Origin of the sequence: Paenibacillus sp. E222, from assembly GCF_013401555.1 — a bacterium.
Taxonomy (GTDB): Bacteria; Bacillota; Bacilli; order Paenibacillales; family Paenibacillaceae; genus Paenibacillus.
On the sequence record NZ_CP058552.1, the window covers coordinates 2,540,634 to 2,566,990 of the forward strand.

At 49.2% G+C, this 26,357-nt stretch carries 19 protein-coding genes; 12 read left to right on the forward strand and 7 right to left on the reverse strand.

The genetic code is table 11. The features are described from left to right. The first annotated feature begins 142 nt into the window (after positions 1-142). Complete coding sequence (locus tag HW560_RS11300) at positions 143-601, forward strand: chemotaxis protein CheX (protein WP_090904490.1); 459 nt, start codon at positions 143-145, stop codon at positions 599-601. Between the two features lie 56 nt (positions 602-657). Continuing rightward, positions 658-1,431, forward strand: a complete 774-nt coding sequence (locus tag HW560_RS11305; RefSeq protein ID WP_179263102.1) for an SDR family NAD(P)-dependent oxidoreductase — start codon at positions 658-660, stop codon at positions 1,429-1,431. A 181-nt stretch (positions 1,432-1,612) separates the two neighbouring features. Here HW560_RS11305 and HW560_RS11310 read toward each other — a convergent pair whose 3' ends face one another. Continuing rightward, positions 1,613-2,605 (reverse strand): helveticin J family class III bacteriocin, encoded by a 993-nt coding sequence (locus HW560_RS11310; RefSeq protein ID WP_090904488.1) that lies wholly within the window; start codon positions 2,603-2,605, stop codon positions 1,613-1,615. 497 nt (positions 2,606-3,102) lie between these two features. On the opposite strand from HW560_RS11310, the gene HW560_RS11315 reads away from it, so the two are divergent. From HW560_RS11315 to HW560_RS11325, 3 genes are read left to right on the forward strand one after another with little or no spacing between them, the layout of a single operon-like run. After that, entirely contained in the window at positions 3,103-4,476 is a 1,374-nt protein-coding gene (locus HW560_RS11315; RefSeq protein ID WP_179263104.1) for a DEAD/DEAH box helicase, read from the forward strand. 27 nt (positions 4,477-4,503) lie between these two features. Beyond that, a complete protein-coding gene (locus tag HW560_RS11320) occupies positions 4,504-5,256 on the forward strand; it encodes an ABC transporter ATP-binding protein (RefSeq protein ID WP_179263106.1) in 753 nt (250 codons plus the stop codon). A gap of 2 nt (positions 5,257-5,258) precedes the next feature. Beyond that, positions 5,259-6,476 (forward strand): ABC transporter permease, encoded by a 1,218-nt coding sequence (locus HW560_RS11325; RefSeq protein ID WP_090904486.1) that lies wholly within the window; start codon positions 5,259-5,261, stop codon positions 6,474-6,476. A gap of 158 nt (positions 6,477-6,634) precedes the next feature. Here HW560_RS11325 and HW560_RS33485 read toward each other — a convergent pair whose 3' ends face one another. The 3 genes from HW560_RS33485 to HW560_RS11335 all read right to left on the reverse strand — a co-directional run bounded on the left by HW560_RS33485 (position 6,635) and on the right by HW560_RS11335 (position 9,145). Next, complete coding sequence (locus HW560_RS33485; RefSeq protein ID WP_208642755.1) at positions 6,635-6,769, reverse strand: YjcZ family sporulation protein; 135 nt, start codon at positions 6,767-6,769, stop codon at positions 6,635-6,637. Between the two features lie 281 nt (positions 6,770-7,050). Further along, positions 7,051-8,349, reverse strand: coding sequence for an aminotransferase class I/II-fold pyridoxal phosphate-dependent enzyme (locus tag HW560_RS11330; protein ID WP_090904485.1), 1,299 nt, complete (start codon positions 8,347-8,349; stop codon positions 7,051-7,053). A gap of 178 nt (positions 8,350-8,527) precedes the next feature. Further along, on the reverse strand, positions 8,528-9,145 hold the full coding sequence (locus tag HW560_RS11335) for a pyridoxamine 5'-phosphate oxidase family protein (protein ID WP_179263108.1): 618 nt from the start codon (positions 9,143-9,145) through the stop codon (positions 8,528-8,530). A 136-nt stretch (positions 9,146-9,281) separates the two neighbouring features. Here HW560_RS11335 and HW560_RS11340 point away from each other — a divergent pair, with 136 nt between their 5' ends. Both HW560_RS11340 and HW560_RS11345 read left to right on the forward strand, forming a co-directional pair. Further along, positions 9,282-10,739, forward strand: coding sequence for a MocR-like pyridoxine biosynthesis transcription factor PdxR (locus HW560_RS11340; protein WP_179263110.1), 1,458 nt, complete (start codon positions 9,282-9,284; stop codon positions 10,737-10,739). 127 nt (positions 10,740-10,866) lie between these two features. Beyond that, positions 10,867-11,652, forward strand: coding sequence for a helix-turn-helix domain-containing protein (locus HW560_RS11345; protein WP_053783204.1), 786 nt, complete (start codon positions 10,867-10,869; stop codon positions 11,650-11,652). A 490-nt stretch (positions 11,653-12,142) separates the two neighbouring features. Here the strand turns inward: HW560_RS11345 and asd are convergent, their stop codons facing one another. Beyond that, on the reverse strand, positions 12,143-12,934 hold the full coding sequence (gene asd / locus HW560_RS11350) for an archaetidylserine decarboxylase (RefSeq protein ID WP_076290875.1): 792 nt from the start codon (positions 12,932-12,934) through the stop codon (positions 12,143-12,145). A gap of 85 nt (positions 12,935-13,019) precedes the next feature. Continuing rightward, a complete protein-coding gene (locus HW560_RS11355) occupies positions 13,020-14,150 on the reverse strand; it encodes a YheC/YheD family endospore coat-associated protein (protein ID WP_090904482.1) in 1,131 nt (376 codons plus the stop codon). Between the two features lie 433 nt (positions 14,151-14,583). Between HW560_RS11355 and HW560_RS11360 the strand changes: the two genes are divergently transcribed. Next, positions 14,584-19,815 (forward strand): WIAG-tail domain, encoded by a 5,232-nt coding sequence (locus HW560_RS11360; RefSeq protein ID WP_179263112.1) that lies wholly within the window; start codon positions 14,584-14,586, stop codon positions 19,813-19,815. A 185-nt stretch (positions 19,816-20,000) separates the two neighbouring features. Here the strand turns inward: HW560_RS11360 and HW560_RS11365 are convergent, their stop codons facing one another. Further along, positions 20,001-21,566: a M4 family metallopeptidase gene (locus tag HW560_RS11365; protein ID WP_179263114.1), complete on the reverse strand. Its 1,566-nt coding sequence runs from the start codon at positions 21,564-21,566 to the stop codon at positions 20,001-20,003. A gap of 761 nt (positions 21,567-22,327) precedes the next feature. On the opposite strand from HW560_RS11365, the gene HW560_RS11370 reads away from it, so the two are divergent. From HW560_RS11370 to HW560_RS11385, 4 genes are all read left to right on the forward strand, one after another. Continuing rightward, positions 22,328-23,278, forward strand: coding sequence for a glycosyltransferase family 2 protein (locus tag HW560_RS11370; protein WP_257031848.1), 951 nt, complete (start codon positions 22,328-22,330; stop codon positions 23,276-23,278). 61 nt (positions 23,279-23,339) lie between these two features. Next, entirely contained in the window at positions 23,340-24,455 is a 1,116-nt protein-coding gene (locus tag HW560_RS11375; RefSeq protein ID WP_257031849.1) for a glycosyltransferase family 2 protein, read from the forward strand. Further along, complete coding sequence (locus HW560_RS11380) at positions 24,452-25,225, forward strand: glycosyltransferase family 2 protein (protein WP_179263116.1); 774 nt, start codon at positions 24,452-24,454, stop codon at positions 25,223-25,225. The genes HW560_RS11375 and HW560_RS11380 overlap by 4 nt, the downstream gene beginning before the upstream one ends. Then, positions 25,222-25,953, forward strand: coding sequence for a sugar phosphate nucleotidyltransferase (locus HW560_RS11385; protein WP_090904476.1), 732 nt, complete (start codon positions 25,222-25,224; stop codon positions 25,951-25,953). The genes HW560_RS11380 and HW560_RS11385 overlap by 4 nt, the downstream gene beginning before the upstream one ends. The last annotated feature ends 404 nt before the right edge of the window (positions 25,954-26,357 follow it).

Here is a 26,357-nt window from a genome sequence, read left to right on the forward strand (position 1 = left end):
TCCGCGGATGACGATAAATTATAGTACACATGCCTTGCCGAATTCTTGGTGAATTCTTGTACGTGATAAAGTATAATAAATTTATTGAATATGGGACTTTTGGTGTGTGACCAATAACCCAGTGTAAGGGGGACAATAGACAGTGAAAGCGGAAGTGATTAATCCTTTCCTGGAATCCGCACGGAACGTATTCGAACAGCTCATCCAGGTTTCGCCTTCCACCGGGAGTCTTGGCGTGAAAAATGTGGAGTACATTGCAGACCATGTCTGGATCGTGATCGGAATGACTGGACAACTAAGCGGAAACATCGTGTTTGGAATACAAGAGTCGGTTGCATTGAAAATCGTTTCTGCCATGATGGGCGGCTTTGTCATTACTGAAATGGACGAAATGAGTAAAAGTGCTATTTCGGAACTTGGCAATATGATTAGCGGCAATGCAAGTACCATCCTGTCCAATCAGGGTGTCGTTGTTGATATTACACCTCCGCAAGTGATGAATTCTGAATATCTGACTTCCTTTAGTGCAACGAAGGCATTGAGCATTCCTTTGATGATGGACGGAATCGGTGAGATGGATATTCAAGTGATGATCTCGTAGAATAGAACCATACGCCTCTAGGGGCAATATGTGTTCAATACGGGAGGACGTCGGGTATGCTAAAAGATCAGGTTGTTTTTATCACGGGTGCGTCGAGCGGAATTGGTGCGCTCTGTGCACAGATGCTGATAGAAGAAGGAGCCATCCCGATTCTGGCTGCCCGCTCGTGGGACAAGCTGGAAGAGATTGGTGCTTCGCTGAAAGGGCAGCATGAACTACTCACGTTAGACGTAACGAATAATGAGCAAGTTCAGATAGCCGTGGATGCGATGTTGCAGAAATACGGACGAATCGATATTTTGCTGAATAACGCTGGTTACGGAAAATTTGCGGCCATGACGGATATGTCTGTGCAGGAATTCGATGAGATGATGGACGTTAATTACATGGGCATTGTTCGCTGTACCAAGGCAGTGCTGCCGCAGATGTTACAACGAGGCAGAGGACAGATCGTGAATGTAGCTTCCATGGCTGGCAAGATCGGAACTGCAAAATCTGCTTCATATACAGCAACCAAACACGCCGTACTTGGCTTCAGCAATGCCCTGCGCCAGGAACTTCGCAAGACCGGAATCACGGTAACGACCATTAATCCCGGACCCATCGATACACCTTTCTTCCAACGGGCTGACCCCTCCGGTAACTATGTTAATAATGTACGCTGGATGATGCTGAAGCCGGAAGAGGTTGCAGGGCATATGATCCGGGCGATGAAGAAGCGCAAGGAAGAAGTGAATCTGCCCAGACTGGCTTCGGCTGGAGTGTGGCTGTATCAGCTATTTCCGCGTCTTGCTGACAGGCTGTCGCACGGTGTAATGAATCAGAAGTAAGATGCAACAATGGGCATCATATATCGGATAAGAGAAGGGCTCCGCCGAGGGGCTTTTCTTTTTTTTGTTAAATGTGAAAAACCGCCGCCTTGCTCTTCATCATTCAGAGCAAGGACGGCGGTTGGGGAGGATCTTGGCGGAGTGACCAACGGTTATGTGTTATGCCTCTTTCAGCAGTCCGTTAGAAAATGCTATCGGGAACGTAGTATATTTTCTGCCCGTTCGCTTTATTGCCTGGATCGGTAACGATGGTGAAGTATACGTTCCCGTTCTTGGTCTGTACGCCCTCAATTTCATGTTTCCCGACATTTGTTATTTTCACAAGGGATTGGTAAGCACCTGAACTTGAAATCTTGGCAATCTGAGGAGTTTCCCCTTCTCCCCCGCCTGATGTAAATATTTGCGTTTTGCCCAGCAGGTCTACTCCCTGAAACGATCCGTTGGGTCTGATAATGCCACTGCCCGACTGCGTGAAGCTGGAAACAGCGGCCTTCACCGCAGCTGCGCTGTCCATTCGAACCTGCTTGTTATTATCCAGAAGTTTGTTTAAAGCGACCGTGTCATAAATGGACCAGGTGACGGTGGTTTTGTCCTTCGTTTGTACGCGAAAAACGGTATAATTGCTATTGCCGCCTCCGTCCACACGCCGGGTTTCACCCAATTTCGAACCGGTTTTGTTGGCGTAATTCATATACGTGAACCGATGTAGATCGGTATAATCCACGGTTTTGCCTGCCGCGTATTGCAGTCTGGCTACCTGTAGTGACCAAAATTCAGGTTCCGAAGGATCGGCTTTTGAACTAAAATAAAAATAATTGGACCCATTGTACGTATACATATCCAGCGTTTGGCAATGACCGCTGTTCGTGATGGTCATTTTATCCACGTATACAGCGTCGCTGCCCTTTATGAGTAATCTGGAGAGGTGACATGTCCCGTCCACACGTTGCGTAACGTACACGTATTTATCCGCGATGTATGCCTTTTGCACAACACGGTCATGCTTGAGTCCTTTGAGATGGTATGCCAGTTTTGCCGAGGCGTTTACGGTTTTTCCCGGAGATGCGGCCATTGCAGGCAGAACAGACAAGCCAAATAACAGTAGTGCAAGAACAAAAGATGTTGTTATTTTCCATTTTCTTTTCTTTAAGCTCAAGGATCGATTCTTAAACATAGGTATACCTCCTTTAGAAAGATAATATGACTTTAAATATAAGCACCTCTAAAAACTATATCAAATAAATAATACTATATTTTCCAATTTAAAGAATCATTCTAAAACAAAAATTTCTGTCCCTGAATAAGATTTGGTCCACAGGCTTTTTTCGCATATAATGAAAGGTAATGTGATGACAGGCTTCGGTTTTATTAGTACAAGCATGGATATATATGTTCAACTAAGCATTTACACGATAACGGAGAGGACAGAAATAATCTGAAGAAGCGAAGCTACTTCGAAAGCATACACTTCGCCTAAAAGCTTTCTAAAAGAAAGCAACATCGGAAGCATACGCTATCCCCGGATCTCCCCTTTTCAAAAAAGGATTCATTCAAAAAAATCTGGGGATAACAGCGATCGGAAGGTTGTTCTGTCATTGGAGTGTTAGTGTAAATATTGTTTAGTTGAATGTATATAGCGTCATAACGAATAAATTTAAAGGATGGACATACATGACGAATCAAACATTTGCTTCAATTGGCGTAGAACAGGATCTTGAGGCTGTACTCGCCAGACATGGCATCAACGAACCTTCACCGGTACAGGCACAGACGATCCCGGTTATTTTGGAAGGTCGCGATGTGGTTTCGAAATCTCAGACGGGAACAGGCAAGACGCTCGCTTATCTGCTGCCACTGCTGCAATCCATTAAAAGTGACGTAAAAGGGACACAGAAGCTCATCATAGCTCCTACTCAAGAGCTGGCGATGCAGATTGTCCGCGAGGCACAGCGCTATGGAGAAGAACGCAAAATTGGCGTTCTGGGGTTAATTGGCGGCGCAGCTGTAAAACGTCAGATCGAGAAGCTGCGTGAACACCCGGAACTGGTCGTGGGTACACCAGGACGACTGAAGGAATTGATCACGCTGAAAAAGCTGAAAATGCACAACGTCTCCACGATCGTTATTGACGAGGCAGATCAGGTATTCCAGCTCGGCGGGGTAAGTGATGTGGACTTCGTATTGCGCAGTGCCCTGCGCGACCGTCAGCTCATTTTCCTGTCAGCGACGATCGATGAACATACTGCAGGACTTGCGAAGCGGGAGATGAAAGAGCCGGTACAGATCGGAATCGAACCGGACCGGGCAACTGCGGCGGGACTGGAGCATTTTTATTTTGTGGAAGAAAATCGCAACAAAATTGATATGCTTCGCCGTCTGGTTAGACAGTATAACCCGGATCGCGCCATCGTCTTTGTGAATGCTACCGAGGATATTGGCGAGGTTGAAGCGAAAATGAATCACCTTGGATTCTCCGCAGCTGCACTGTATGGAGATGCCGACAAGGTGACCCGCAGCAACGTGCTATCCGCTTTCCGTAACGGGAAACTGCAGCTGCTGATCGCGAGCGAGGTTGCAGCCAGAGGACTGGATATTGAAGGTTTACCGATGGTCATTAACTATGACCCTGCATTTGATTCGGAACACTATGTTCACCGTGCAGGAAGAACAGGTCGTATGGGTCGCAGCGGTATCGTGTTGTCGATCGTGGACGAAACGCAAATTTTCATTATGCGCAAGTTTGCGCGGGAACTTGGAATCGAATTGCCGGAACGTGTATTGTTCGGGGGGAAAGTGCTGGAGGCTGATCCGCGTCCGGATACGCGGCCTGAAGGACATTCTTTCTCCAGAAAACCAGGACAATCCCGGGATCGTAAACCTGGTCAGGCCAGCCGCAATGGCGGCGCCAGAACGGCTGCTTCGAATCAACGTCCGGGGGGCGGCAAGCCAGCTGGCAATACAGGCAGAACAGAACGGGACCAGGATCGCAAGAACAAGGGCGCTCCCAAATGGAGCAAAGGTAAAGAGCCACGCTCTGAAGAATAAAACCTGACGAAAGAGGTGCAGGGATAGATGGATAACGTTCAACCAACCGTACTGAAAATCAACGGGCTAAGCGGAGGATACAGTGCCAAGCGGCCAGTCCTCCACGGCATCGATCTGGAAGTTGGACGCGGAGAAATGGTCGGACTGATCGGATTAAACGGTGCTGGAAAAAGTACTACAATGAAGCATATTTTAGGATTGATGACCCCTCAGCAGGGAGAAGTGCGAGTCATGGGCAAGAAGCGTGACGAAGACCCACAGGTATATCAATCCGCCATGGCCTTTGTACCGGAATCACCTGAACTGTACGACGAGATGACGGTCATGGAGCATCTGGAGTTTACGGCCAGAGCCTATGGTGTTTCTGAGGCTGATTTCAAAAAGCGTACGGAGAAACTGCTGGACTTGTTCCGCATGAATGAGAAAAGTACAAGTCTGTCGACCCACCTGTCCAAAGGGATGCGGCAAAAGGTCATGATCATGTGTGCTTTTGTGGCAGGTCCGCCACTCTATATCATTGATGAGCCTTTCCTGGGACTTGACCCCCTCGGAATCCGCTCTTTGCTTGATTTTATGCTTGAAATGAAGGCTTCGGGATCATCCATTCTGCTCAGTTCACATATTCTGTCCACCATTGAAAATTACTGTGACCGTTTTATTGTCCTGCACCGAGGACAGGTCATTGCTCAAGGGACGCTGAATGAGCTGCGTACTCAATTCGGGGAATCGGATGCCACGTTGGAGCATATGTTCTATTCCCTTGTACAAGGCAGGGATTAAGCATGGATCTCAAGCAGCTATGGAAGCAAAGACGCACGGGATTCTGGAATGGAATTCTTCCTTATCTGGGTTATGTCATTCAGAGCGGCGTAGCCATGGTGTTCTTATTTCTCGTCATTGCGTTCTCCGCCTGGTATACATCGTTTGTACAGCACATCCCGGCGGGATTTCCGATTCGTTGGATTACGTTGCTGCTGCTGGCACCACTGGTGCTGTTTAGCAGTTATCGTACATATCTGCATCCGGCAGACATCGTATTTTTACGTCCGCAGGAATATCGGATGCACGAATATCTGAAAAACAGCTTCGCTCGTGGCATGATTTATAAAACCTTGGGTATGCTGCTCGTATTTGTAACGTTATGGCCGCTCTATGTTCGAGCAGATCAGGATGCAAGGCCATTTGGCTGGTTTATCCTGCTTCTCCTGTTGTGGAAAGGGCTATCGAGCTATGGGGCTTGGCAAGAACTGCGCATGGTGCAAATCGGCGCCGCCAGAGGATATCGTTTGCTTCGATGGGCATTGGCTGTACTGGCGATTGCCGCCTGGTTGTGGCAGCCTCCACAGCGCAGCATCTGGTTCCTGCTGCTGCTGGCCGTCGTTTATATCGTTGCCCTGCGTATCCCTCTGAAACATCGGGTTTCATGGGACCGTCTCATTCAGGTGGAGCAGGGCCAGGCTGGCCGAGTGATGCGCACGCTAGGATGGTTCGTCGATGTACCTTCATCAGGCCAAAAAGTAAGTTCTCGCCGCTGGCTCAGCAAATGGGGGAGTGGTCTCCCGTGGAATGCAGGGAAAGCTTATCGCTATCTGATTACCAAAACGTTCATCCGAACTGAAGTGTTCTCCATCGTTGTGCGCTTGGTTGTACTGGGCATGCTGCTGTCCTGGTGGACGGCAGGCAGTTATTTCGGTATTGGTGTATACCTGTTCTTCCTGCTGCTTGTGGGTGTGCAGCTGGGTGCGCTGCGACGCAGTCATAGTGAATCGTTCTGGATTATGATTTATCCCATCTCGGGAGAGAGTCGTCGCTCCCAGGTACTGGGATTCATTTCGAATCTGCATGCACTGGCTGCCTTGTTTATGTGGCTGCCGATGCTGGCTGCGGGATGGAGTGGACTGAGCATGACCGGAGCAGCATTGGTCCTTGGTGTGCTGGTCATCTACTTAATGCGACGTTCTCAGGGCAACAAGTGGTTGAAGGAAGAAGAGGATGAATGAACGGTCGGACGTCTGACCACTTAGTGTTCAATGGCAGCGCTGACCAGGGCTCTTGCGTAACGTAACCAAAGAAGGGTATTCCGAGCTGTATCCCGGAATACCCTTCTTTGTGCTGCAGTCAGCTTACCTTGTTCCGACTCCTGGTGAGGACGTATGGACTAACAGAGGAACGATTTAGTGATAATGACGAGCAGGATAAACAGAACGAGAATGGCACCTGTATTTGTAAATCCTCCGTAACCGTAACCGCCGCATCCATAACCGCCTCTTGTTTCTTCAACTACTCCAGACATGGTCATTCCCCTTTTCAAGTGGTGTTGGGCACGCCCTTGCGTACATCGTATATTATGTGCCTTGGGGATAGGCTGATTGGGCCGTTGCCCGGTAGAGCCTGAAAATTATCGTTTTGGGCATTTGCCCGTCAAGATCGCCATACGTCTTCAAAGCGGAACACAAAATACCCCTTTATATCGAGAGACATTCGTCAGGATACAAAGGGGATCATATTCGTCAGGAAACGGACGCAAGTCCGCTCCCTGACTTATTTACTTGGGTAAGCATTACTGCATATGAATTAAGTAGTCTGTAGATCCAAAACGCCACGATAGATCGTATCGAACAAATCTTCCAGTCCGGATTCTTCAATACAGGAGAAGGCAATTCGCAGATCAGCTTCACCCAGCGCGATGGTACCTACGCCGTATTGCTGCAGCAAATGGGTCCGGAGCTGCTCTGCGCCCACATCCTTCAGCTTCAGGCACATGAAGTAACCGGAGTTGAACGGATAGTAATCCCATACTTCACCGTATTTACCGCTATCGAGAATGGCTTTTACTTTGTTGGCGCGGCCTTTCATGATTTCAAACTTCTCCAGCTTCTGTGCTTCAAACTCAGGTGCTTTCAGCGCATCCAGCACAAACGTTTGGGAAGGATGAGGGCCACTGGAGATGGTTGCCCGGATAATACCGAGTGTTTTTTGCTCCAGAGCATGGAGAACCGCAGCATCTTCATGGGCGTACGTGATGAATCCAACGCGGAAGCCCCATACGAATTCTTCCTTCGTAGCACCGTCAACTTTGACAGTCAGCACGCGTGGGTGAAGGTTCGCCAGCTTGCCAAACAGGGATTCGTGAATGGAATCTTCGAAGAAGAGACCAAAGTAGGCATCATCTGTCACAGCAACGACGTTCACACCAGCCTCAGCCGCTTGACGGATCGTGTCCACGATTGCATCTGCTTCTTCCGCTCCAGGCGTATAACCTGTCGGGTTGTTCGGGAAGTTCAGCAGCACGATGGCTTTGCCTTTGTCCTTCTGCGCAAGCAACGCTTCGAGCAGGCCTGCACTGTTGAAATTCAATTGATCATCGAACAGGGGATAATGAACTAACTCGCCGTGGCGACGAATTCCAAAGGTCAGCTCATAATTTTCCCAGTTTTTATCCGGATATATAACAGCGTCCCCTTCTTCGGCGAACAGGTCGGCTACGATACTCAGTCCATGCGTTAATGCGTTAGTCACAATGGGGTTACCAAACGTTTTACCTTCAAGGGAAGGTGTTTCCTTCAGCATCTTGTCTCTCCATACGGTCCGCAACTCAGGCTTCCCTGCAGGCGGAGCGTAAGGGTACAAATCCTTCGGTTGGTATGCGGACAGCTTATCCTGAATAACAGCTAAGTGCATCGGCACACCGTCCTCCAGAGCAATACCAATCGTAGCATTGTAGGTTTTGGCCAGACTTGCTGCTTCAGCAGACTGACTCAAGATACCTTCTTTTGGAAAATAGATTTCTTTGCCGAGCTGCGACAGCATGGAGTAGACGTGACTGCTGCCTGCCTGAATACTTTCGTTCAACTGTTCAGCCAGTGGATTCATTCTTTTCATCCTTCCAAGTCTTTGGGATTCAACTGCCTAACATTATAACACCTTGCCTTGCCCCCGTCACGGAAATTACGCATAATGACAGTTTTATCACTTCACCGCGTTGTTGCGGGTGTTTTTGGGTTAGGTTAATGTCACTTCTCCCTTTTGATTATACGATGGAAAATGAATGTTATTTCTGATGAAAAGGACAGTATTTCCGCATCATTTCGGCAGTTTCAGCATCGCGTCCTTCGTTACGCTGTTCCAGTTCACCGCTAATATGATCAAAGCGTTCAGCCGAGAGGTTCTGTCCAAATTTGAATTTGGCAGTGACCCGTTCAGGAACAATGCGGACCACAGCCACGGCTTTGAGATTACCCTTGTAGCGGGGATCATCTGCATCAATGGGGAGATATCCGCCCTGCGGCTGGAGTTTCTCCATAAAACGTTGCAGAACCTCGCCCTTGATATCCAGATCCTGAACCGGCTCTGCCTGTCCGAATGCCATTACACTTTTGAAAAAAGACGTTGCCGGACAAGCTAACTCGGGATCACTGAAATAAGATGGAATCAGGGAAAACTCTTCTGCTACGGTAAAACTGACGGAGGAATCCTGCTTGATCTGCTTCATCTTCTCTCCGGCAAGACTGCCGTGAAAATAAAAACAACCGTCCATATATACAAAGTTTAGCGGTGTCACCCGCGGCTGCCCGTCCGGACTGACCGTTCCCAGAAAACCAAAGGAGCACTGGGCCAGAAATGTTATCATTTCCTGCTCTTCATCTACATTGAATTCTTTTCTTCTCATCGGTGTTCCCCCTTGAATGGCATGTGGAATAAATCGCTGTACCTTAGCCATAACAATAGAACCTACATTGACATATAAAAAGATCCAATTTACATTCACTTTAATAGACCAATTTATTTGGAAAAAGAGGTGCACGATGGAATTGTGGCTGCCTATGGATTCATACGAGCTTCAACACCGCTACAAATACGAGGCATTGTACCATGCTTTGCGTGACGCCATTCATGCTGGGACGCTGGTTGGAGGCACAAGACTGCCTTCCACCCGAGAGCTGGCACGTCAATATGAAATGTCACGCAGCTCCGTGGCCCAGGTATATGACATGCTGCTCGCCGATGGTTACGTGCGAGCGCATAGGGGAAGAGGAACCTTTGTTTCGGATACCATAACAGCTCAGGAACATGCAGAGCGGGAGGCAATCATTCAACTTTCTCCATGGGGAGAGCGGGTGAGTACGCTGAATATTCAGAATCAAAAGCAACAACCGTCAGCCCTTGCACCGGAGCAACGAGTCATCAACTTCCACGTACAGCGTATGCCTGCCGAGCATTTTCCACAAGCGGAATGGAAAAGTGCGCTGGCCGCCGTTCATCGGAGCGGGTCGCATGAACAAAGTGGTGCTGCCGGAGACCCTGAACTGCGTGAGGCCATCGCTTCACATCTGAGGTGGACGCGGGGCATTCAGGCTGAGGCATCACAGATTGTGCTGTTTAGTGGCTCCATGCAGGGCATCACTTTGCTGACACAATTGCTCATCCCTGAAGGGGCTGCAGTTATATTGGAAAACCCGGGTTATCAGGGAATTGCCCATGCCGTTAAGTCCTGCGGAGGAAAAATTATTCCAGCGGAAGTAGATAACGGAGGAATTATTCCGCAGTCCTGGGAAGCACAGACGTTATTTGTAACGCCAACCCGCCAGTTTCCTACAGGAGCTGTCCTTGGTCTGGACAGACGGAGAACCATACTTGAATGGGCCTCGGAGCGAAATGCCGTCATTATTGAAGATGATTATGACAGTGAATTTCGCTGGGGAGGCAGGCCGATTGAACCGCTCAAAGTACTCGATCGTGAACAACGGGTTATCTATGTCGGATCATTTTCACAAACGATGGTTGCATCCATTCGGCTTGGTTACGCGGTTCTGCCACCAAGTCTGGTACAGCCACTGATCGCTGCAAAAGCATTGTACGAACCCGTACCTCCTGCCCTTCTGGAGCAGCGTGCACTCGCGAAATTTATGTCCCGAGGAGGGTATTTGCGCCATCTAAGAAGGCTAACCCGACTCTACGGGGAACGGCATGCTTATTTTGTCAATGAGATGAAGCGGGAATTACCGGAACCCTTCCTCATGCAGCCTGGGGATGCTGGATTGCATATTTATGCTTCGTGGAAAGGGGATATCGACAGTTACAAGCGGTTCAAGGCACTGGCTCAGGAGGAAGGTGTCATATTCCGCGATGCGGTCCGTTATTGGCTGACTCCAAGTCCCCCGGCTGCGTGTTTTGGCTTTGCACATCTGGAGAAAGAGGAGATTCAAGAGGGGATAAGGCGAATGCGGTTAGCATGGGAGAAGTGCACATTTTCGTTTCGGTGAATTCCGCTGTATAATGGGATAAGACGTTTCGCTCCAGCAGGAGCAGAAATCATATTATACAAACACATATCGCATCATGATGGATGCAGTATGCAAAAGAGATTAACTTTCAAGGGGGAGTGGCGACATGCTGCAGGCATCGCCGTCATCTTTTGTTATTTTGCCCGCCGTCGCCAAAATTGTCTGCGAACCGGGATGGAAGTGGCAGAAGCGGGAAAAACCGATGCAAAACTATGACTTATTTTATGTATGGAGTGGTGAAGGGACCGTTGTGCTGAATGACCGGTCGTATGAAGTAGGCAAGGGTAGTTGTTTTCTGTTCAGGCCAGGTGATCATCCTACTGCAACACATAATAAGCAAAAACCGTTGGTACTTACGTATATTCATTTTGATGTAGATATACCCGTTAATGATGTTCCCCAGTCCTATCGTGAGGTACTGGAAACGGTGGAATTCGAGCACTTGCTGGCTCGGTATGTAAGACTGTTCCTATCCGATGTATATGGGCGGGATGAGGAGAGCCGGTTGATTCTGAAACAGCTGATGATTCATTTGCTGCGCGCGGACACGGAAGCTCCTGTGGAGAAAAAGGTAAGCAATCAGTTGTCTGATGTCATCCAGGAGGTTGCTAACTATGTACGTCAGCATCCGGGGATAACACATCGCGTGGAAGACCTCGCTGCAAGGGCTGGATTATCGCCTCGATACTTCTCGATTAAGTTCAAGGAATTGATTGGTTCGTCCGTGCAATCCTATATCATTCGCATGCGCATTGAGCGGGCCGAGCATCTTTTGGTGCACACTGGCATGAATGTGACCGAAGTGGCAGATGCCCTTGGGTACCGCGATATCTTTTTCTTCAGTCGTCAGTTCAAGCAGTACACCGGCAAAAGTCCGTCCGAGATTCGATAGGACATCTCGCTGTCCGGTAGAATATGGCAACGTTTCAATTCTGGGAAGCAGGGGTAAGTATGTAGCATTCCAGACGATCGAAAGGGGGAACTTGTGATGAACGGAAAACGTCGCGTCCGCAACCGGGGATGCTCCACCAAGGGCTTTAATATTTTCCGGAACCGCCTGCGCCGCGCCAAACCGGCAGAGGAAATGCAGGATGTATGGTTTTAAGGAATGGTTAGAAAACCAATATGACGAAGCTTAGCTTCGTATTGCATGTATACATGAAATGAGAATGGACATCATCCTGACTTCTACATCGCTCTGAAGCGGATAATTGGATTCTCTGATTAGCAAAAGGTACTCATAGCCTGGACACTTTACCCTAAAAAGGTGTTCCGGCTGCGAGTACCTTTTTATGTAGGCCACAAAGTTCTATGTGATCTCTTTCTTGAGATCAAAATTAAAAAAGATGACTCCTGTTATTCAGGAATCATCTGTGTATTGCTCAATGGATGGGTTTTAACCGACCGAGCAATTCTCCCATTTTGACGGAGTCGCCAGGCTGCAAGCCTGGTTTCGGTTCGAATGTACCGCTCTGCGTTAACAGTACGACGGTGGAACCGAATTCAAAATATGCGAGATCATCGCCTTGTGCCCATGAACTTACATCCGCACCTGCGTATTGTATGCTGCTCACATTCATTGCGCCTACTTTCACGACAGCAACCTCTCCAAAATCATGAGCAATATACGTAATGAGCCGTTCGTTTCGACTCAGCACTGATTTCATATGGGTCAGACCAAAATCATTTACGGGATAAACCTTGCCTTTAATATGCTCACTCTCAATGCGGCGACCGCTAACAGGCGCATGAATGCGATGATAGTCGCGTGGGCTGAGATACAGGACAAAGGCATAACCGTGCTTGTACTTCTCCAGATGTGGTGAGTGGTTTAATAATTCAGCAAGTGTATAATTTTGTCCCTTAACATTCAGGAGTGTTCCAGCAGATACAGGACCGGCTGCCGTGATTTTGGCATCTACCGGACTGATCAGTGCATGTTCTGAAAGTTCAAGCGGGCGCATGCCCGGTTTAAGTTTACGGGTAAAGAAATCATTCAAAGAACGATATTCCTTCCAGTCTTTCTCAGCTTCCTGAACAGGGATGTCGTAGGTCCGGACAAAATAAGGGATAAATGCCTTGCTTCCCCGGCTCTTGGAGAAGGCTCCCACAGTCCGGGAGATCCATTTGCGAGAAGAAAGCTCGGTCATTAACCGCAACAGCGTTTTTGCCATGAATATCCCCCTTAGGGTTAGTGCGAACTTCAAGGCCGGCAGGACCGGCCGTTCTGCATAATATTGACACAGAATGCCCACGAAATCAATACAGGCCGCGATCATACGTCTGGGGTTGCCTTGGTATGCGCGAATTCTGCTCCAGCAGCAGACGTCCGTAAGCCATAGGATGCCGGTAGCTGGCTTTCCAAGTCTCCGTCATTCCGGCCTTGCGGAAACCGTAGCGCTGATCCCTTCCGTTGCATTCGATAAAATAAATCTGGCCCTTCTCTGTTATCCCCAGATCAAGTCCGAGGTCTGCAAGATGAGGCAGGCTCGAAGCCAGCGTCCGTGCGATTCGTAGCCCGACAGACCGGATTCTGGTATCCAGTTCAAGAACATACCAGTCGGTTGACGGCAAGTTAAGGGCTTCGGCCAGCGTCATGACTTTGCTGCCTTGAGCGATATTCGTGACAAACGTATGCGCAGGAGCCACCTTGGCGAATATACCCGTGATCCCCCACAAACCGTCACTTCCACGTTGCACGGATACCCGCAGATCTACAGGTCTTCCTTCATAACGAACCAGGGGGATGCGCTCTTCAATGAGATAGGCATGCCGAAAAATACGGCGCAAGGTGGCTGATGGCAGTTGTCCCTTATTCAGTCGAAAGGTGGCCCATCCCTTGCGTGAAGTTCTTGCCTCACATGTCAGTTTCCATTGACCGTCCTTTTGGAATATCCGCATAATGCCGTGACCGATGCTTCCGCTGCATGGCTTGATCACCAGATCATCGTAATGTTCCATCATATATGCCAAAGAATCAGGTGTAGCTTTGACCGCACGGGGGAGATATTGCCTGAGACCGGGGTCCTGATAAAGGATCTCGTGAATGTGGTCTTTGCGGTATCGATTGCGAACATTATATACCTGTATGCCCTGCAACAGCAGTTTGGTCACCTGATGCTGCTCCGAACGCCGAAGCTGGAGAGCACGGTTATGAATAACGGGGGGCAATGGCATCCTTTGACGCACGTATATGCCCTCTTTTTTTACATAGGCCATACAGGTTTTGGTATCCAAATCCACGTCTTCCAGCCGCAAAAAACAAGGGGTTAATCCATAACAGGCCGCTGCCTGTTCAACATTCTCGAGTGATTCCTGCCCCGTTCTTCCAGCCGGTATCCCCCGGTACATGCGTGAATCGAACATAATACCGATCGTTTCTTGTAGCATGACCGTTCCTCCTTCGATGTTATCGCAATCATGGATGTCCATCCATGGAATGCCGGCCTGTCACCGCATGGATGGACATCACGATAACGCAGACCGGAATCATGATGCATCGATATGCATCGACATGTACTTGTTAGCCTTCCGCTTCCATGCAATCCAGGTAGAGGTGGGTCGCTGTGCGGATGGAAGTCATTTTACGGATTTATACAAATGCTTATGGATTATCGTATGACATTGCTGGATCAGGGGCGTGGACAGCCGCCTTTCATCTAAAGCCGTGCACAGCCTATTTCGCCATGGACAAGTAAATCACTCGTATGTTGACTCCTACACTCATCCAATGTTATCGGCAAAAGTCGTGATTTGAAGTGGCAGATGCCTATATCGAAGCATATGATGCCGGAGACGAACGTTAGAGGAAGGAGCTAGCTGCATGAGTAAAAAAGGCAATAAGAAGGTTCCTACGCCAAAACTGCGGCATGTGAGTCCCAAATTTAAGGAACTGGATCTGGCCAATCGACGGTCAGACACAATGGACTCAGGTTTCACTTCGAATAGGGAAGAACGCTTGAATACAAATAAACGGTATTCGAAGGCCATTCAGGTATCAGAAGAATTCCTATCCGAATCAATGGAGCTACCTGCTTCAACGAACGAGCTGGAAGACCTGGAGATCGTAACCAAAGTCATCAAGCCGGAACCCGTAGAGTCTGATAGCGAGAAAGTCGTCGAGACGCAAGATAACCTGGAAAAGCAGATACAGGTCAGCAGCGTGGCTCCGCTTGTTCTGGAAGAAGAGGTGGGTATCATCAAGCAAGAAACAGCAAGCAGGGACCGGCTGCAGATCCTGAACCAGAACCAGATGCCTGGTCATACCGGACACTATATCTACACGGACGACTTGAGTGAATTTGCTGTTACGGAGAGCAAACTAGCTCCTTTCTCTGTGGATGCCTCCAAGCTGAAACCGGATGCGGTTGGCAGTGAAGCATTGCAGGATTATGCGGTGACCAGCATTCACATTGCAGACGGGGCCATTGTTTCCGCGAAACTTGCGGAAGCGTCTGTATCTGAGGAGCACCTGATTGATGGCTCTGTGTCTGGTCACAAAATACGAAATGCTTCTATTGCCGGTGAGAAAATCAGAGATGGCAGTATTACTTCTCAGAAGCTTGGCAACCAGGCCATCGATTCGGCCAAAATTGCCGACGGTTCCATCAGCACAAGACATCTCAGCCGCATGCTGGTAACGGAGGAATTAATCAAGAATCATGCCGTAACTGGAGACAAGATCGCGATTAGCGGCGTGGATACAAGGCATCTTACGGGAGGAGCAGTGAATACCTCCAAACTGGCTGACGATGCAGTGACTACATCCAAAATTCGTGAAGCTGCTGTCACAGGCAGCAAAATCGAAGAACACTCCATCGAGTCTCACCATATTCAGGCAGGTGCTGTTAAACAGACACATCTGGCAGAAGGGTCTGTCGGTCGTTCACAACTAACTATTGGTAGTATTGGAAGTGACCAGATCGAGGATGGATCCATACAAACAAGACATTTAGCTGAGGGTTCGCTAAGCGGAAGACATCTGCTGGACGGTTCAATCGGTTCAAGCCAGATTCGCGCTCATGCAGTGGGCAAGGAGCAGATTGGCAATGGAGAAGTGGGCAGTGAGCATTTGACAGAAGGTGCAGTAACCAGCAGCAAACTGGCAGACCAGTCGGTTGGAACAGCAAAATTGCTGGAGCAGTCCATTACGGCCTCCAAAATCGCTGATCAGAGCGTCATTTCTTCCAAAATTGCGGATGAGGCTGTACAGGGTAAACATCTTGCCAAAGGGTCCATTCGAGGGGAACACATTGCGAATCGGGGAATCACGCCGGTACATGTGGATAATTCCGCAATTCACTCCATTCACATTGCAAGTGGAAGCATCGAGGCAACTCATTTGTCTACCGGAAGTGTGTCCGGAGATGCTCTCGCAGATGGCGTGGTAACTGAGCGGCATCTGGCAGAGTCAGCTGTAGGTACGTATGAATTGCAGGATGCTGCCGTTACAGACGCCAAGCTGGCGGATGAAAGTGTGACAGCAGAAAAGCTTGGAACGGCATCGGTTAGCAGCAGAGCGCTTGCTCCGGGAAGTGTTAGTTCCTCGCATCTTGCGAGTGGTGGAGTCACAGGTACACATCTGGCACCAGGCAGCGTGGGTTCCGAGGCCCTGAGACCATATGCAGTGAAATCGGAACACCTGACAGAACATGCCGTGGGTGTACCTCATCTTCAGCCAGGCAGTGTTGAAACGGATGCTATTGCACGGGCTGCGGTCACAACAGACAAAATGGCTCTGGATAGTGTAACTTCAGCCCAGTTGGCTGACGGGTCCATTTTTCCGCCTCATCTAACAGATCATGCGGTTACCTCCCCCAAGCTCTCACCAGAGAGTGTTGCTACGGATAAACTGGCGGATTTTGCTGTCACGTCAGCCAAACTGGCAGACGGAAGCGTGACTTCTTCCAAGATTATGGCAGAGAGCATTAATGCCAAGCATATTCCAGCAGGAACCATTCGCGTGTATCACCTGAAGCAGCATGCCGTTTCACTGGAACATTTGTCGGAGGAAGTACGTTCACCGGAATTATTTGCTGATGGCAGTATTACGGGCAACAAACTTCGGCATGGGTCCGTAAGTGCGGACCATTTGACAGCAGACTCGGTATCCGGGACAGAACTACAACAGGCTGCTGTAGGTAGCGAGCACTTGCAGACATCCGCTGTACAATCCGTCCATCTGGCAGACGGAAGCGTGAAATCTGAACATTTGGGAACGCAAGTCGTGAGCTCACAGCATCTGAAGGCAGACATCATTTGTGAGGAGCATATTGCTGAACAGGTGGTCACATCGCATCACTTGGCACCTGGATCTGTTGAAACAGACCATCTGGCACCTTTATCCATTACAGCGGCTCACCTTCAGCCAGGTTTGATTAGTGGTTTGCATCTTCAGGCAGAGTCGACAAGTGCTGTTCACCTGCAGCAAGGAGCTGTGCATTCCCGTCATATTCAAGATGGTGAAATTCTTCCTCATCATATCCATGAACGCAGCATCGGAACGTCTCATCTGGAAGAAGAAGCGGTAAGTACGATTATTTTGCAGGATGAATCTGTAACACGCTCCAAACTTGCGAGTGGTAGTGTAGATGGCAGCAAATTAGCAGCAGGTGCAGTATCGGCTACCCACATAGCAAGCGAAAGTGTGCAAACCCATCATATCCAAGCAGGAGCAATCCTTGCTGATCATATTCAAGAGTGCAGTATTGGCTCAGTTCATCTCGAAGAGGAGTCTGTAAGTGCGGTTCATTTGCAAAATGGATCTGTAACGAGTGCCAAACTGGCGGATGGCAGTATAAACGGCAGCAAGTTACTCGAAGGTGCGGTATCGGGGATTCATATTGCATCCGAAAGCGTGCAATCCGGGCATATTCAGGCAGACGCCATTCATGCTGACCATATTCAGGAGCGAAGCATCGGCACAACCCATCTGGAAGAGGAAGCAGTAAGTGCCGTTCATCTGCAAAATGGGTCCGTCATCAGTGCCAAACTGGCCGACGGCAGTGTAACCGGCAGCAAGTTGGTCGAAGATGCGGTGTCGGGAATCCATATCGCGTCTGGAAGTGTGGAGCCCCGCCATATCCAGGCAGGAGCGATCCTTGCTGACCATATTCAGGAGCACAGCATTGGCATGTTACACTTGGAACAGGAAGCAGTAAGTGCCATTCATCTGCAAAATGGATCTGTAACAAGTGCCAAGTTGGCCGACGGCAGTGTAACCGGCAGCAAGCTGCTTGAAGGAGCAGTATCGGATATCCACATTGCAGACGATAGTGTGCAATCCCGTCATATTCAAGAGGGAACAATCCTTGCTGATCATATTCAAGAGCGGAGCATCGGCACTGCACATTTGGAAGAAGAATCGGTAAGTGCTATTCATTTGCAAAATGGATCTGTAACGAGTGCCAAACTGGCGGATAGCAGTATAACCGGCAGCAAGTTACTTGAAGGTACGGTATCGGGGATTCATATCGCATCGGAAAGTGTGCAATCCGGGCATATTCAGGCAGGAGCCATTCATGCTGATCATGTTCAGGAGCGAAGCATAGGCACAACCCATCTGGAAGAGGAAGCAGTAAGTGCGGTTCATTTGCAAAATGGGTCCGTCACAAGTGCCAAATTGGCTGACGGTAGCATTAACGGCAGCAAATTGCTCGAAGATGCTGTATTGGGGAGCCATATCGCATCGGAAAGTGTGCAAACTCGCCATATCCAGGCAGGAGCGATCCTTGCTGATCATATTCAGGAGCACAGCATTGGTACGTCCCATCTGGAGGAGGAAGCCATAAGTGCGGTTCATTTGCAAAATGAATCCGTAACGGGTGCTAAACTGGCCGATGGCAGTGTGAGCAGTAGTAAACTGCTTGAAGATGCGGTGTCGGATGTCCATATTGCCAATGGAAGTGTGCAATCCCGTCATATCCAAGAGAGAGCCATACATGCTGACCATATTCAGGAGCGCAGCATTGGGATCTCCCACCTCAAAGCGGAATCGGTAAGTGCGATTCACCTGCACAATGGTTCCATAACAAGTGCCAAAATAGCGGACGGCAGTGTAAACGGTAATAAATTGCTTGAAGGTGCGGTATCGGCTATCCACATGGCAGACAAAAGTGTGCAATCTCGGCATATTCAAGAAGGAACGATTCATGCTGATCATATTCAAGAACGCAGTATTCGCACAACCCATCTGGAAGAGGAAGCAGTAAGCGGAATCCATCTGCAGAATGGATCCGTAACAAGTGCCAAATTGGCCGATGGCAGCGTGAATGGCAGCAAACTGAGTGAACAAAGCATTACCTCCAATCACTTGAATGCGGGAATTGTAGGTCCGGCCCATTTGAGCGAAGAGATATGGAATGCGATTCGTCAGTTCAGTGGAGAAACGCTCGAACAGCTGGCAGCGATCAAAAAACAAGAGGCATTGCTTCAAACAGAAAATGAGGCTGTACCGCCATCACAACCGGCAATTGTCCTGGAACCCTCAAGTGTCGATCTGGAGGAAACGCAGTTTATCCAGACGTCGGGTCAGGAGCTGGGGCTACAACAAGAGGATCCATTGCAAGCTAACCAGCTTGGAGATTCATTGACGACAGCTGGCACGGTCCAGCCACAGCTACCGCAACCACAGTCTGAATTTTCACATGAGATCGAAGGAATTAAGGAGTTCGAGCTGAGGGAGCAAGCAGTTAAGCAGGAGCATTTGAGTGATGGAGCTGTTGGAAGCAGCCAGTTGCAGCATGGATCTGTGGGTCCTGAACACCTGTCATTCCAGCCCGTACGAAGTGTCAGCCGACAGCCTGTGGTGCAGCAGTTCGGTATGGAGGCCTTTATATTGCCTGAGGATGAAGAGTGTGTGGAAGTAACGGTAGCCTTTGAGGAGTCGTTTATATCGGAGCATTATGTGATTGTAGCCATGTGTAATGATCGGGGATTCCAGGTGTCGCTCCTCTCCCAGAGTGAAGATGAAGCCGTACTGGAAGTGTCACGTACTGCGGGCTCTACACACACCTACGGATTGTTGTCATGGATTGCCGCTGGGCCTTCCTTGTAAGAATGCGAGATCATGTGTCCTTCTTCAAGATAACTGTAGAAGAATGATTTCACATGTTTAAATAGACAAAAGCGGTTCCCGGATATGTCCCGGGACACCGCTTTTTTTCATAGATAAGCTTGCTCCGTTCGGACGATGAGGGGTGCCTGAACGAATTTGATATGAGTTCAACAACAAATGGATTCTTACAGTCCTACAGCTTGATAAGCTTTGGTAATCGCAGTAACCTCAGCGGAAGTTGCACCGTACAGATCTTTGGCTGCTTGGATGGTGGCTGTTTTGGCAGCAGCAAATTTGGATGTTGGCGTCAGATAGTTCACGAGTGTGCTATAGAAGATTTGAATGGCTTTATCGCGTCCAATTCCAGTTACAGTCACACCGTTATGCGTGCCACCTTGAGCTGCAAGATAGTACGCTTTGTTGATGATACTGCTGTTGGTATGAACGCCTCCGTTGTCTGATGTTCCAGTGTAACGGTCAGCGTATTTGTCAGGTTGTCCATACAATGTAGGGTTGGATAGGGAGCGCAGTGCATCACCTGCAATGTTAGGGGTGTAGACATCGTCGCCAAGCAACCAGTTTTTGCTTTGGATCGTATTTCCGAAAATATCAGCGAAGGCTTCATTTAATGCACCTGGCTCATTGCGGTACTCCAGATTGGCTGTATACTCAATGACACCGTGAGTCAATTCGTGGCCAACTACATCCAGATCACCAGATAGGGAGCGGAAAGTCGTTCCATCACCGTCACCAAATACAATCTGTACTCCGTTCCAGAAGGCATTATTGTAGTTGGAGCCGTAATGCACCGTGGATTTAATTAGCAAACCGTTGCCATTGATACCGTTGCGGTTGAATTTGCTTTTGTAGAAATCATATGTGGCAGCAGCATGGGCGTGAGCATCTACGCCGGCACGATCAGTCCATACGTTATCTGAATCTGTCAGGAGTGTACCTGGAGTGGAAGAGCCATTGTTTGCAGTGTAAGTTTCAATGCCATTGCCGCGAGTGGTATCTTTCAGTTGGAAGGTACTGCCGGATTGGGTAGTTGTAAGAGTTTTGGTATCACCTAGTACGCCTGTACCTGTTCCTGTTGCGAAGTTGATGATGTCAAACTGGGATACGATGCTGCCGTCAACGGCATTCACGAAATATTTGGTGCGCAATGGAGCTGGTTCAAGCACATTGACTTCGGTAATGTAAACAAGGTAGGTTTGGTTGTCCTCTTCATTGTGGTAAATGTTCAACTCGGCTTCAGGGGTTTTCTGTGGTTCGCCAAGCTCACCAACACGGGTAGTGGCTTCTTCCGATGCAATCTTGATCGCATCTTCTGCGCTGATTTCAGCGATACCGTCATTAGGGATAGCTTGTTCTTCAATCGGTGGGAGATCTCCAAGTGCGGATGAAACCTGGCCTGTTTTGTCTAAGTGGATCGTTTGCTCGGCACCGTAAACTGGAATTCCTTTAATGTACTGTTTCAGGCGGAAGTGTCGTACACCAGAGGTGTCCGTAGTTCTTTTAATAATTTTGAGTTGGGATTTCACGTCGGAATTCAGGAATTGTTCCTGTTGTCCAAGGAAATTGAAGATCGTTTCGTCAGAGCCGCTGTTCAACTGGATACCCTCCTCGGAGGCATAAGGGGCCTGCAATGGAATGGACTGATCAGACAATGGAGCTGCAGCAGCAGAAGATACGGAAGCGAGCAAAAGAGCTCCTCCAAGAATCGTTGGCATAACTTTAGCAAATTTCATAGTAAACTCTCCCATTCTCAATATGATTTTTTTGGAAAACACATCATTATGCCAATCTCGGTTGGAGTTCCGTCTGCAACTTGGGCAGCGCGGAGTGTGAGGCTGAATCTGAAATGCGGAATATGACAAGAAACGATAAGGAACAAAGTCGGCAGAGCCTGTATGCCTGTGGTAGGGCGTGTCCAAGGAGTACCGTTTATCCGGTTCAGCCAAGAGGCTTCATCGTTCATTGTGGTTCCTCTTTCAGAAGCCAGGGGTCTTGTCCACTTGCGAAGCAGAAGATGTTCTTACGGAGCCGGGGTGTTCGTTCCGGGTTCACATAACAAAAGCTGAATTACGTATTGAACGGCATCACTCCTCTCAAGGTACATGCAACAAAGCAAAAACAGTCTCCTGCATCATCCTGCATGCATAATTAACCTAAGGTCAATTAACAGGAATGAAAAAGGATTGATAAGGAACGTGCGTTCCTTGAAAGGATTTTTTTGTCAATCCACTGCTTTGCAACGTATATTATCACAATGCCAAAGTTTGGAAAAGATGCAATTTTAAATTTTTTTTAAAATTGTGTCTGAAGTAGGGGAGCCGTAGCATATTTCGCATATTTTGACGAATATTGTCTAAATAAATGGATTGACTGAGCCTGTTAGCAGACAGAACCTGCTCGGTTCAAGGACATACGCCGTTTCCACTGCTTCATGAATACATAGAATAACGTGTACTCCCTTTGCATGGCGATGATGTACACCCGGGAGGTGACTGTGTTGCAAAAACGCGGCAATACAGCTTTTTATGCAGCCAAATTGAATCTGGCACAAAGAAAAGCGCAATTAAAGAAGCGTCGTTTGAAAAGGGCTTACAAAAAGGGTACAAAGGCCTACAAGTACGTAATTCCACCCGTGGAGCAAACGGAATTGCCAGCATTCGGAGCTGAGCATGCGATGAGAGATACACTTGCACAGGGTTCGACGGACTCAGATAAACCACTGCTTTCGGTCATTATACCTGCCATGAATGAAGAGCGAACCATCGGTGCAGTCGTCCGTCAGGCGCTGCGTATATGCCGTGATGCTGAAGTGCTTGTTATTGTGAATGGTTCAACGGATGGGACGGCAGCAGCGGCAAAAAGGGCGGGGGCACAGGTGCTTCGTTATGCCGAAGCTTTGGGACATGATGGAGGAAGAAGAATGGGTGCAGCGGCAGCTCGTGGCAGGGTGCTGTTGTTCACGGATGCAGACATTCCAATTCCGGCAGAACATCTCGCGCCTTATGTGCGAGCGATTCTGGATGGGACGGATGTGGCGCTTAATGATTATAACGGACCGGTGGCGCGTATCCCTGTTCACCCTGTCATAGAGGCCAAACATGCGCTGAACAGCATGCTCGCCCGACCTGATCTGCAAGGGGCCTCCATGACAGCCATACCGCATGCATTAAGTCGCAAAGCACTTGAAGTGATTGGTACGGACACACTGGAGATTCCACCGTTGGCACATGCAAAGGCGGTTACCAGCGGGTTAAAGGTGCATGCCGTTCATCATGTGCCTGTAGGTAAAATGAACGCAGTTCGAGTCAAGAAACGAAAAGGACCTGACCCGCTCAGTCAAGTGGTATGGAATGATCATCTGACAGCGATCAGGTGGATAACCGATACGCTTGGCCCGCGCGGAGGACACTCCGATCTGCAGCGTGTTCGTATCCTGACGAGGTGAGCATGTTGCTTAAAACAGAAAGAAACCTCGTCAAAAGATACAGCATGCTGGAGGTGAGGAAATGAAGGAGCGTTCAGGGGGTGTCCGTCGTCAACGGACAGCAGGCAGACGAACAACAAGGAACAGAACCAGAACGATGGGCAGGAGGAGCCTGACTAAATCGCCGTTAAAGAGTTCGTCAGCGAGCCGGTCGGCTACGAACAGCTCCGTATTGCAAGAAGCATTCCGCGCAGGGCAGCGGGCAGGACGCAAGGCGATGGAAAATGAGCAATCAATCGAACAACATGCACGTTCATCGTGGCAGGAGCTTGAGGCTGCGATCTCAGCGGAGCTAAGGAGTTATTCTGCTGCGATGCAGGCAGGGAAAGCATTCATGCAGGGTTATGCTCACGCTGCGGGACGTTCATTGAACATCATTCCCCTTGCCCTGAATAAAACTGCCGCTGCAGTCGTCTGTGCATGCAATGAGGAACTTACGCTGGGGCAAGTGCTTGTGCAACTGAAACGGTTACCCCTGACGGATATTGTTGTGGTGTTGAATGGAACAACGGACAACAGTCTGACACAGGTGCTTGAACAGCCTGGTATCACGCTGGTCTATGAACCTGACCGGGCGGGACATGATGTAGGCCGCGCTTTGGGGGCCAAAATGACGGAGGCGGAGACCCTTCTCTTTGTGGATGGGGATATGGTCGTCCCGGCAGAGCAGCTTGCACCGTTTCTGTATGCGGTCGACCGGGGAGATGATGTCGCACTGAACAATCTTTCATCCCTGTTGCCTCCATTTGCCCGCCAGGATGAAGTGAGCCGGATCAAGGCCTATCTCAACCGTGTGCTCAATCGTTCGGATCTGGGTTCCAATTCGTTGACGGCTGTACCTCATGCCCTCTCGCGTAAGATGATCCAGATCGTAAAACCGGAGGCGCTGGCCGTTCCTCCCAAGGCGCAAAGTCTAGCCATTCAGCACGGACTAAAAGTGACTGCGCCCAGTCAGGTGGATGTCATTCGTTCCAACCGCCTGCGTTCCACCAATACGGGCAGCGGCAACGAAGTGGCCCGATTGATCATTGGCGACCATCTGGAGGCGATTGCAACCTGGCTGGATATGGGTGGTAACAAGTCACAAGCCCGATCTATTTCCCGTGCTGAAGTGGCCTATAGGAGGAACGCCAGATGACACTGACGAGTATTATTATTCCGACGTACAACGGGCTGGATCTGCTGAAGCCATGTATCGATGCCATTCGAAAATATACCGATCGACATACAGCGTATGAAATCATCGTTGTGGATAATGGCTCGGTTGATGGAACAGCAGCTTATTGTGCCCGGGAACGAATTCGTTTTGTCCGGTTACCGGACAATCGGGGTTTCCCCGCGGCTTGCAATGCCGGGCTCCGTGCAGCCTGTGGCGATGAGCTGTTGCTGCTGAATAATGATGTTACAGTTACCACCCGCTGGCTCGAAAATCTGCGGACAGCCCTCTACAGTGAAGCAAACATTGGCATTACAGGTCCGGTGACCAACTATGCAAGTGGTATCCAACAGGTGGAACTTGAGTTCCGGGACATGGCACATTTTCAGGAACTGGCTGCTGCCAACAATATAGTCGATTCTTCCAGATGGAAGGAAGTCAGACGCATTGTCGGCTTATGCATGCTCATGCGGAGAAGTGTGATGGAGGACATTGGTGTGCTTGACGAAGTCTATTCGCCGGGACACTATGAAGATGACGATTATTGCTACAGGGCCTGCCAGAGAGGGTATCGTTTGCTGGTATGCGGGGATGTCCTGGTACATCATCGCGGCAGCGCGAGTTTTTTGAAGACCGATCCTGTAGCTTGGAAACAGTTGCTTGAGCGCAATCGATCCATTTTTATCAACAAATGGCATGTCGATCCCCTTAAATATATTGAGACATCCGATGAAGGAGGGATAGTGGAATGAAAGGTGTAATTCTTGCTGGCGGAACAGGAACACGACTGTATCCTCTGACCCGGCTGATTAACAAGCATCTGATTCCAGTAGGCAAGCATCCGATGATTATGTATGGCATCGACAGACTCCGCCAGGCAGGCATTGAAGAGATATTGATAGTGATCAACAAACATTCCGCTGGGTTATACACAGAGTATTTGGGTGGTGGAGCAGATCATGGCGTCAAGCTCACGTACCGGATTCAGGAAAAGGCAGGCGGGATTGCCGAAGCATTGGATCTGGCGACATCGTTTATCCTTCCTGGAGAGAAGTTCGTTGTGCTGCTGGGAGACAATCTGTTTAGCGACGATTTGAAGCCATATGTGGATCGGTATATGCAGCAGCCTGCGGGTACAGCTCGTGTCTTGCTCAAAGAAGTGGACGATGCACGGCGGTATGGGGTGCCGGTGTTTGATCCACAGCATCCGGAACGAATCGCATACATTGAGGAAAAACCGACTGATCCGAAGACCTCTTATTGTGTTACTGGCATATATATGTATGATGACCATGTATTCAACCTCATTCAGAACATTTCACCTTCTGCACGCGGCGAACTCGAAATTACGGACGTGAACAATCATTATGCAGCAGCTGGAGGACTGGAATACGATATTTTGCAAAAATATTGGAGTGATGCAGGGACGTTCCAATCGCTTCAGGATGCAGCCATCCGCATGAAGGGGCAATTGCCCTAAAATATATGCGCCTGATGTTGCCGCTGTGAGAGGTCCCATGAGAGCAGAACAACCTGCGCCGGAGCCGGAAGAATGCTCCGGCGCTTTGTGCAGCGGCGGCACTCCTCGTGCATGCCAAGGGAGGGAATGCCGTGAGAGTAGCAAAACGCAGCGACTTGGGCAGGAAGAAGACACTGGGCGGTCATGCCGGCTCCTTGTACGTATCTGTGGGAGTGCAGCCCAAAGCAAGTTCGAATCACGAATGGGGAAACCAAGGCGCGAAGCAGGGGAATGTGGAACTCGCAGGAATAGAGCGCAAGCTTCTTGCAGAACCGAAAGGCAAAGCCAGCGGGCGCACCGGCGCAAGACGTGGTGCGAGCGCTGGAGCACGAACCAAAACGGGAGCGAAAACAGGCGAAGGGCGT

Excerpts from the sequence above, each read along its gene's own strand:
- HW560_RS11375 (WP_257031849.1), top strand. The coding sequence starts at position 23,340 with ATGAAGGAGCGTTCAGGGGGTGTCCGTCGTCAACGGACAGCAGGCAGA.
- HW560_RS11380 (WP_179263116.1), top strand. The coding sequence starts at position 24,452 with ATGACACTGACGAGTATTATTATTCCGACGTACAACGGGCTGGATCTG.
- HW560_RS11325 (WP_090904486.1), top strand. The coding sequence starts at position 5,259 with ATGGATCTCAAGCAGCTATGGAAGCAAAGACGCACGGGATTCTGGAAT.
- HW560_RS11385 (WP_090904476.1), top strand. The coding sequence starts at position 25,222 with ATGAAAGGTGTAATTCTTGCTGGCGGAACAGGAACACGACTGTATCCT.
- HW560_RS11330 (WP_090904485.1), bottom strand. The coding sequence starts at position 8,349 with ATGAATCCACTGGCTGAACAGTTGAACGAAAGTATTCAGGCAGGCAGC.
- HW560_RS11320 (WP_179263106.1), top strand. The coding sequence starts at position 4,504 with ATGGATAACGTTCAACCAACCGTACTGAAAATCAACGGGCTAAGCGGA.
- asd (WP_076290875.1), bottom strand. The coding sequence starts at position 12,934 with ATGGCAAAAACGCTGTTGCGGTTAATGACCGAGCTTTCTTCTCGCAAA.
- HW560_RS33485 (WP_208642755.1), bottom strand. The coding sequence starts at position 6,769 with ATGTCTGGAGTAGTTGAAGAAACAAGAGGCGGTTATGGATGCGGCGGT.
- HW560_RS11340 (WP_179263110.1), top strand. The coding sequence starts at position 9,282 with ATGGAATTGTGGCTGCCTATGGATTCATACGAGCTTCAACACCGCTAC.
- HW560_RS11305 (WP_179263102.1), top strand. The coding sequence starts at position 658 with ATGCTAAAAGATCAGGTTGTTTTTATCACGGGTGCGTCGAGCGGAATT.
- HW560_RS11365 (WP_179263114.1), bottom strand. The coding sequence starts at position 21,566 with ATGAAATTTGCTAAAGTTATGCCAACGATTCTTGGAGGAGCTCTTTTG.
- HW560_RS11345 (WP_053783204.1), top strand. The coding sequence starts at position 10,867 with ATGCTGCAGGCATCGCCGTCATCTTTTGTTATTTTGCCCGCCGTCGCC.
- HW560_RS11315 (WP_179263104.1), top strand. The coding sequence starts at position 3,103 with ATGACGAATCAAACATTTGCTTCAATTGGCGTAGAACAGGATCTTGAG.
- HW560_RS11310 (WP_090904488.1), bottom strand. The coding sequence starts at position 2,605 with ATGTTTAAGAATCGATCCTTGAGCTTAAAGAAAAGAAAATGGAAAATA.
- HW560_RS11335 (WP_179263108.1), bottom strand. The coding sequence starts at position 9,145 with ATGAGAAGAAAAGAATTCAATGTAGATGAAGAGCAGGAAATGATAACA.
- HW560_RS11360 (WP_179263112.1), top strand. The coding sequence starts at position 14,584 with ATGAGTAAAAAAGGCAATAAGAAGGTTCCTACGCCAAAACTGCGGCAT.
- HW560_RS11355 (WP_090904482.1), bottom strand. The coding sequence starts at position 14,150 with ATGCTACAAGAAACGATCGGTATTATGTTCGATTCACGCATGTACCGG.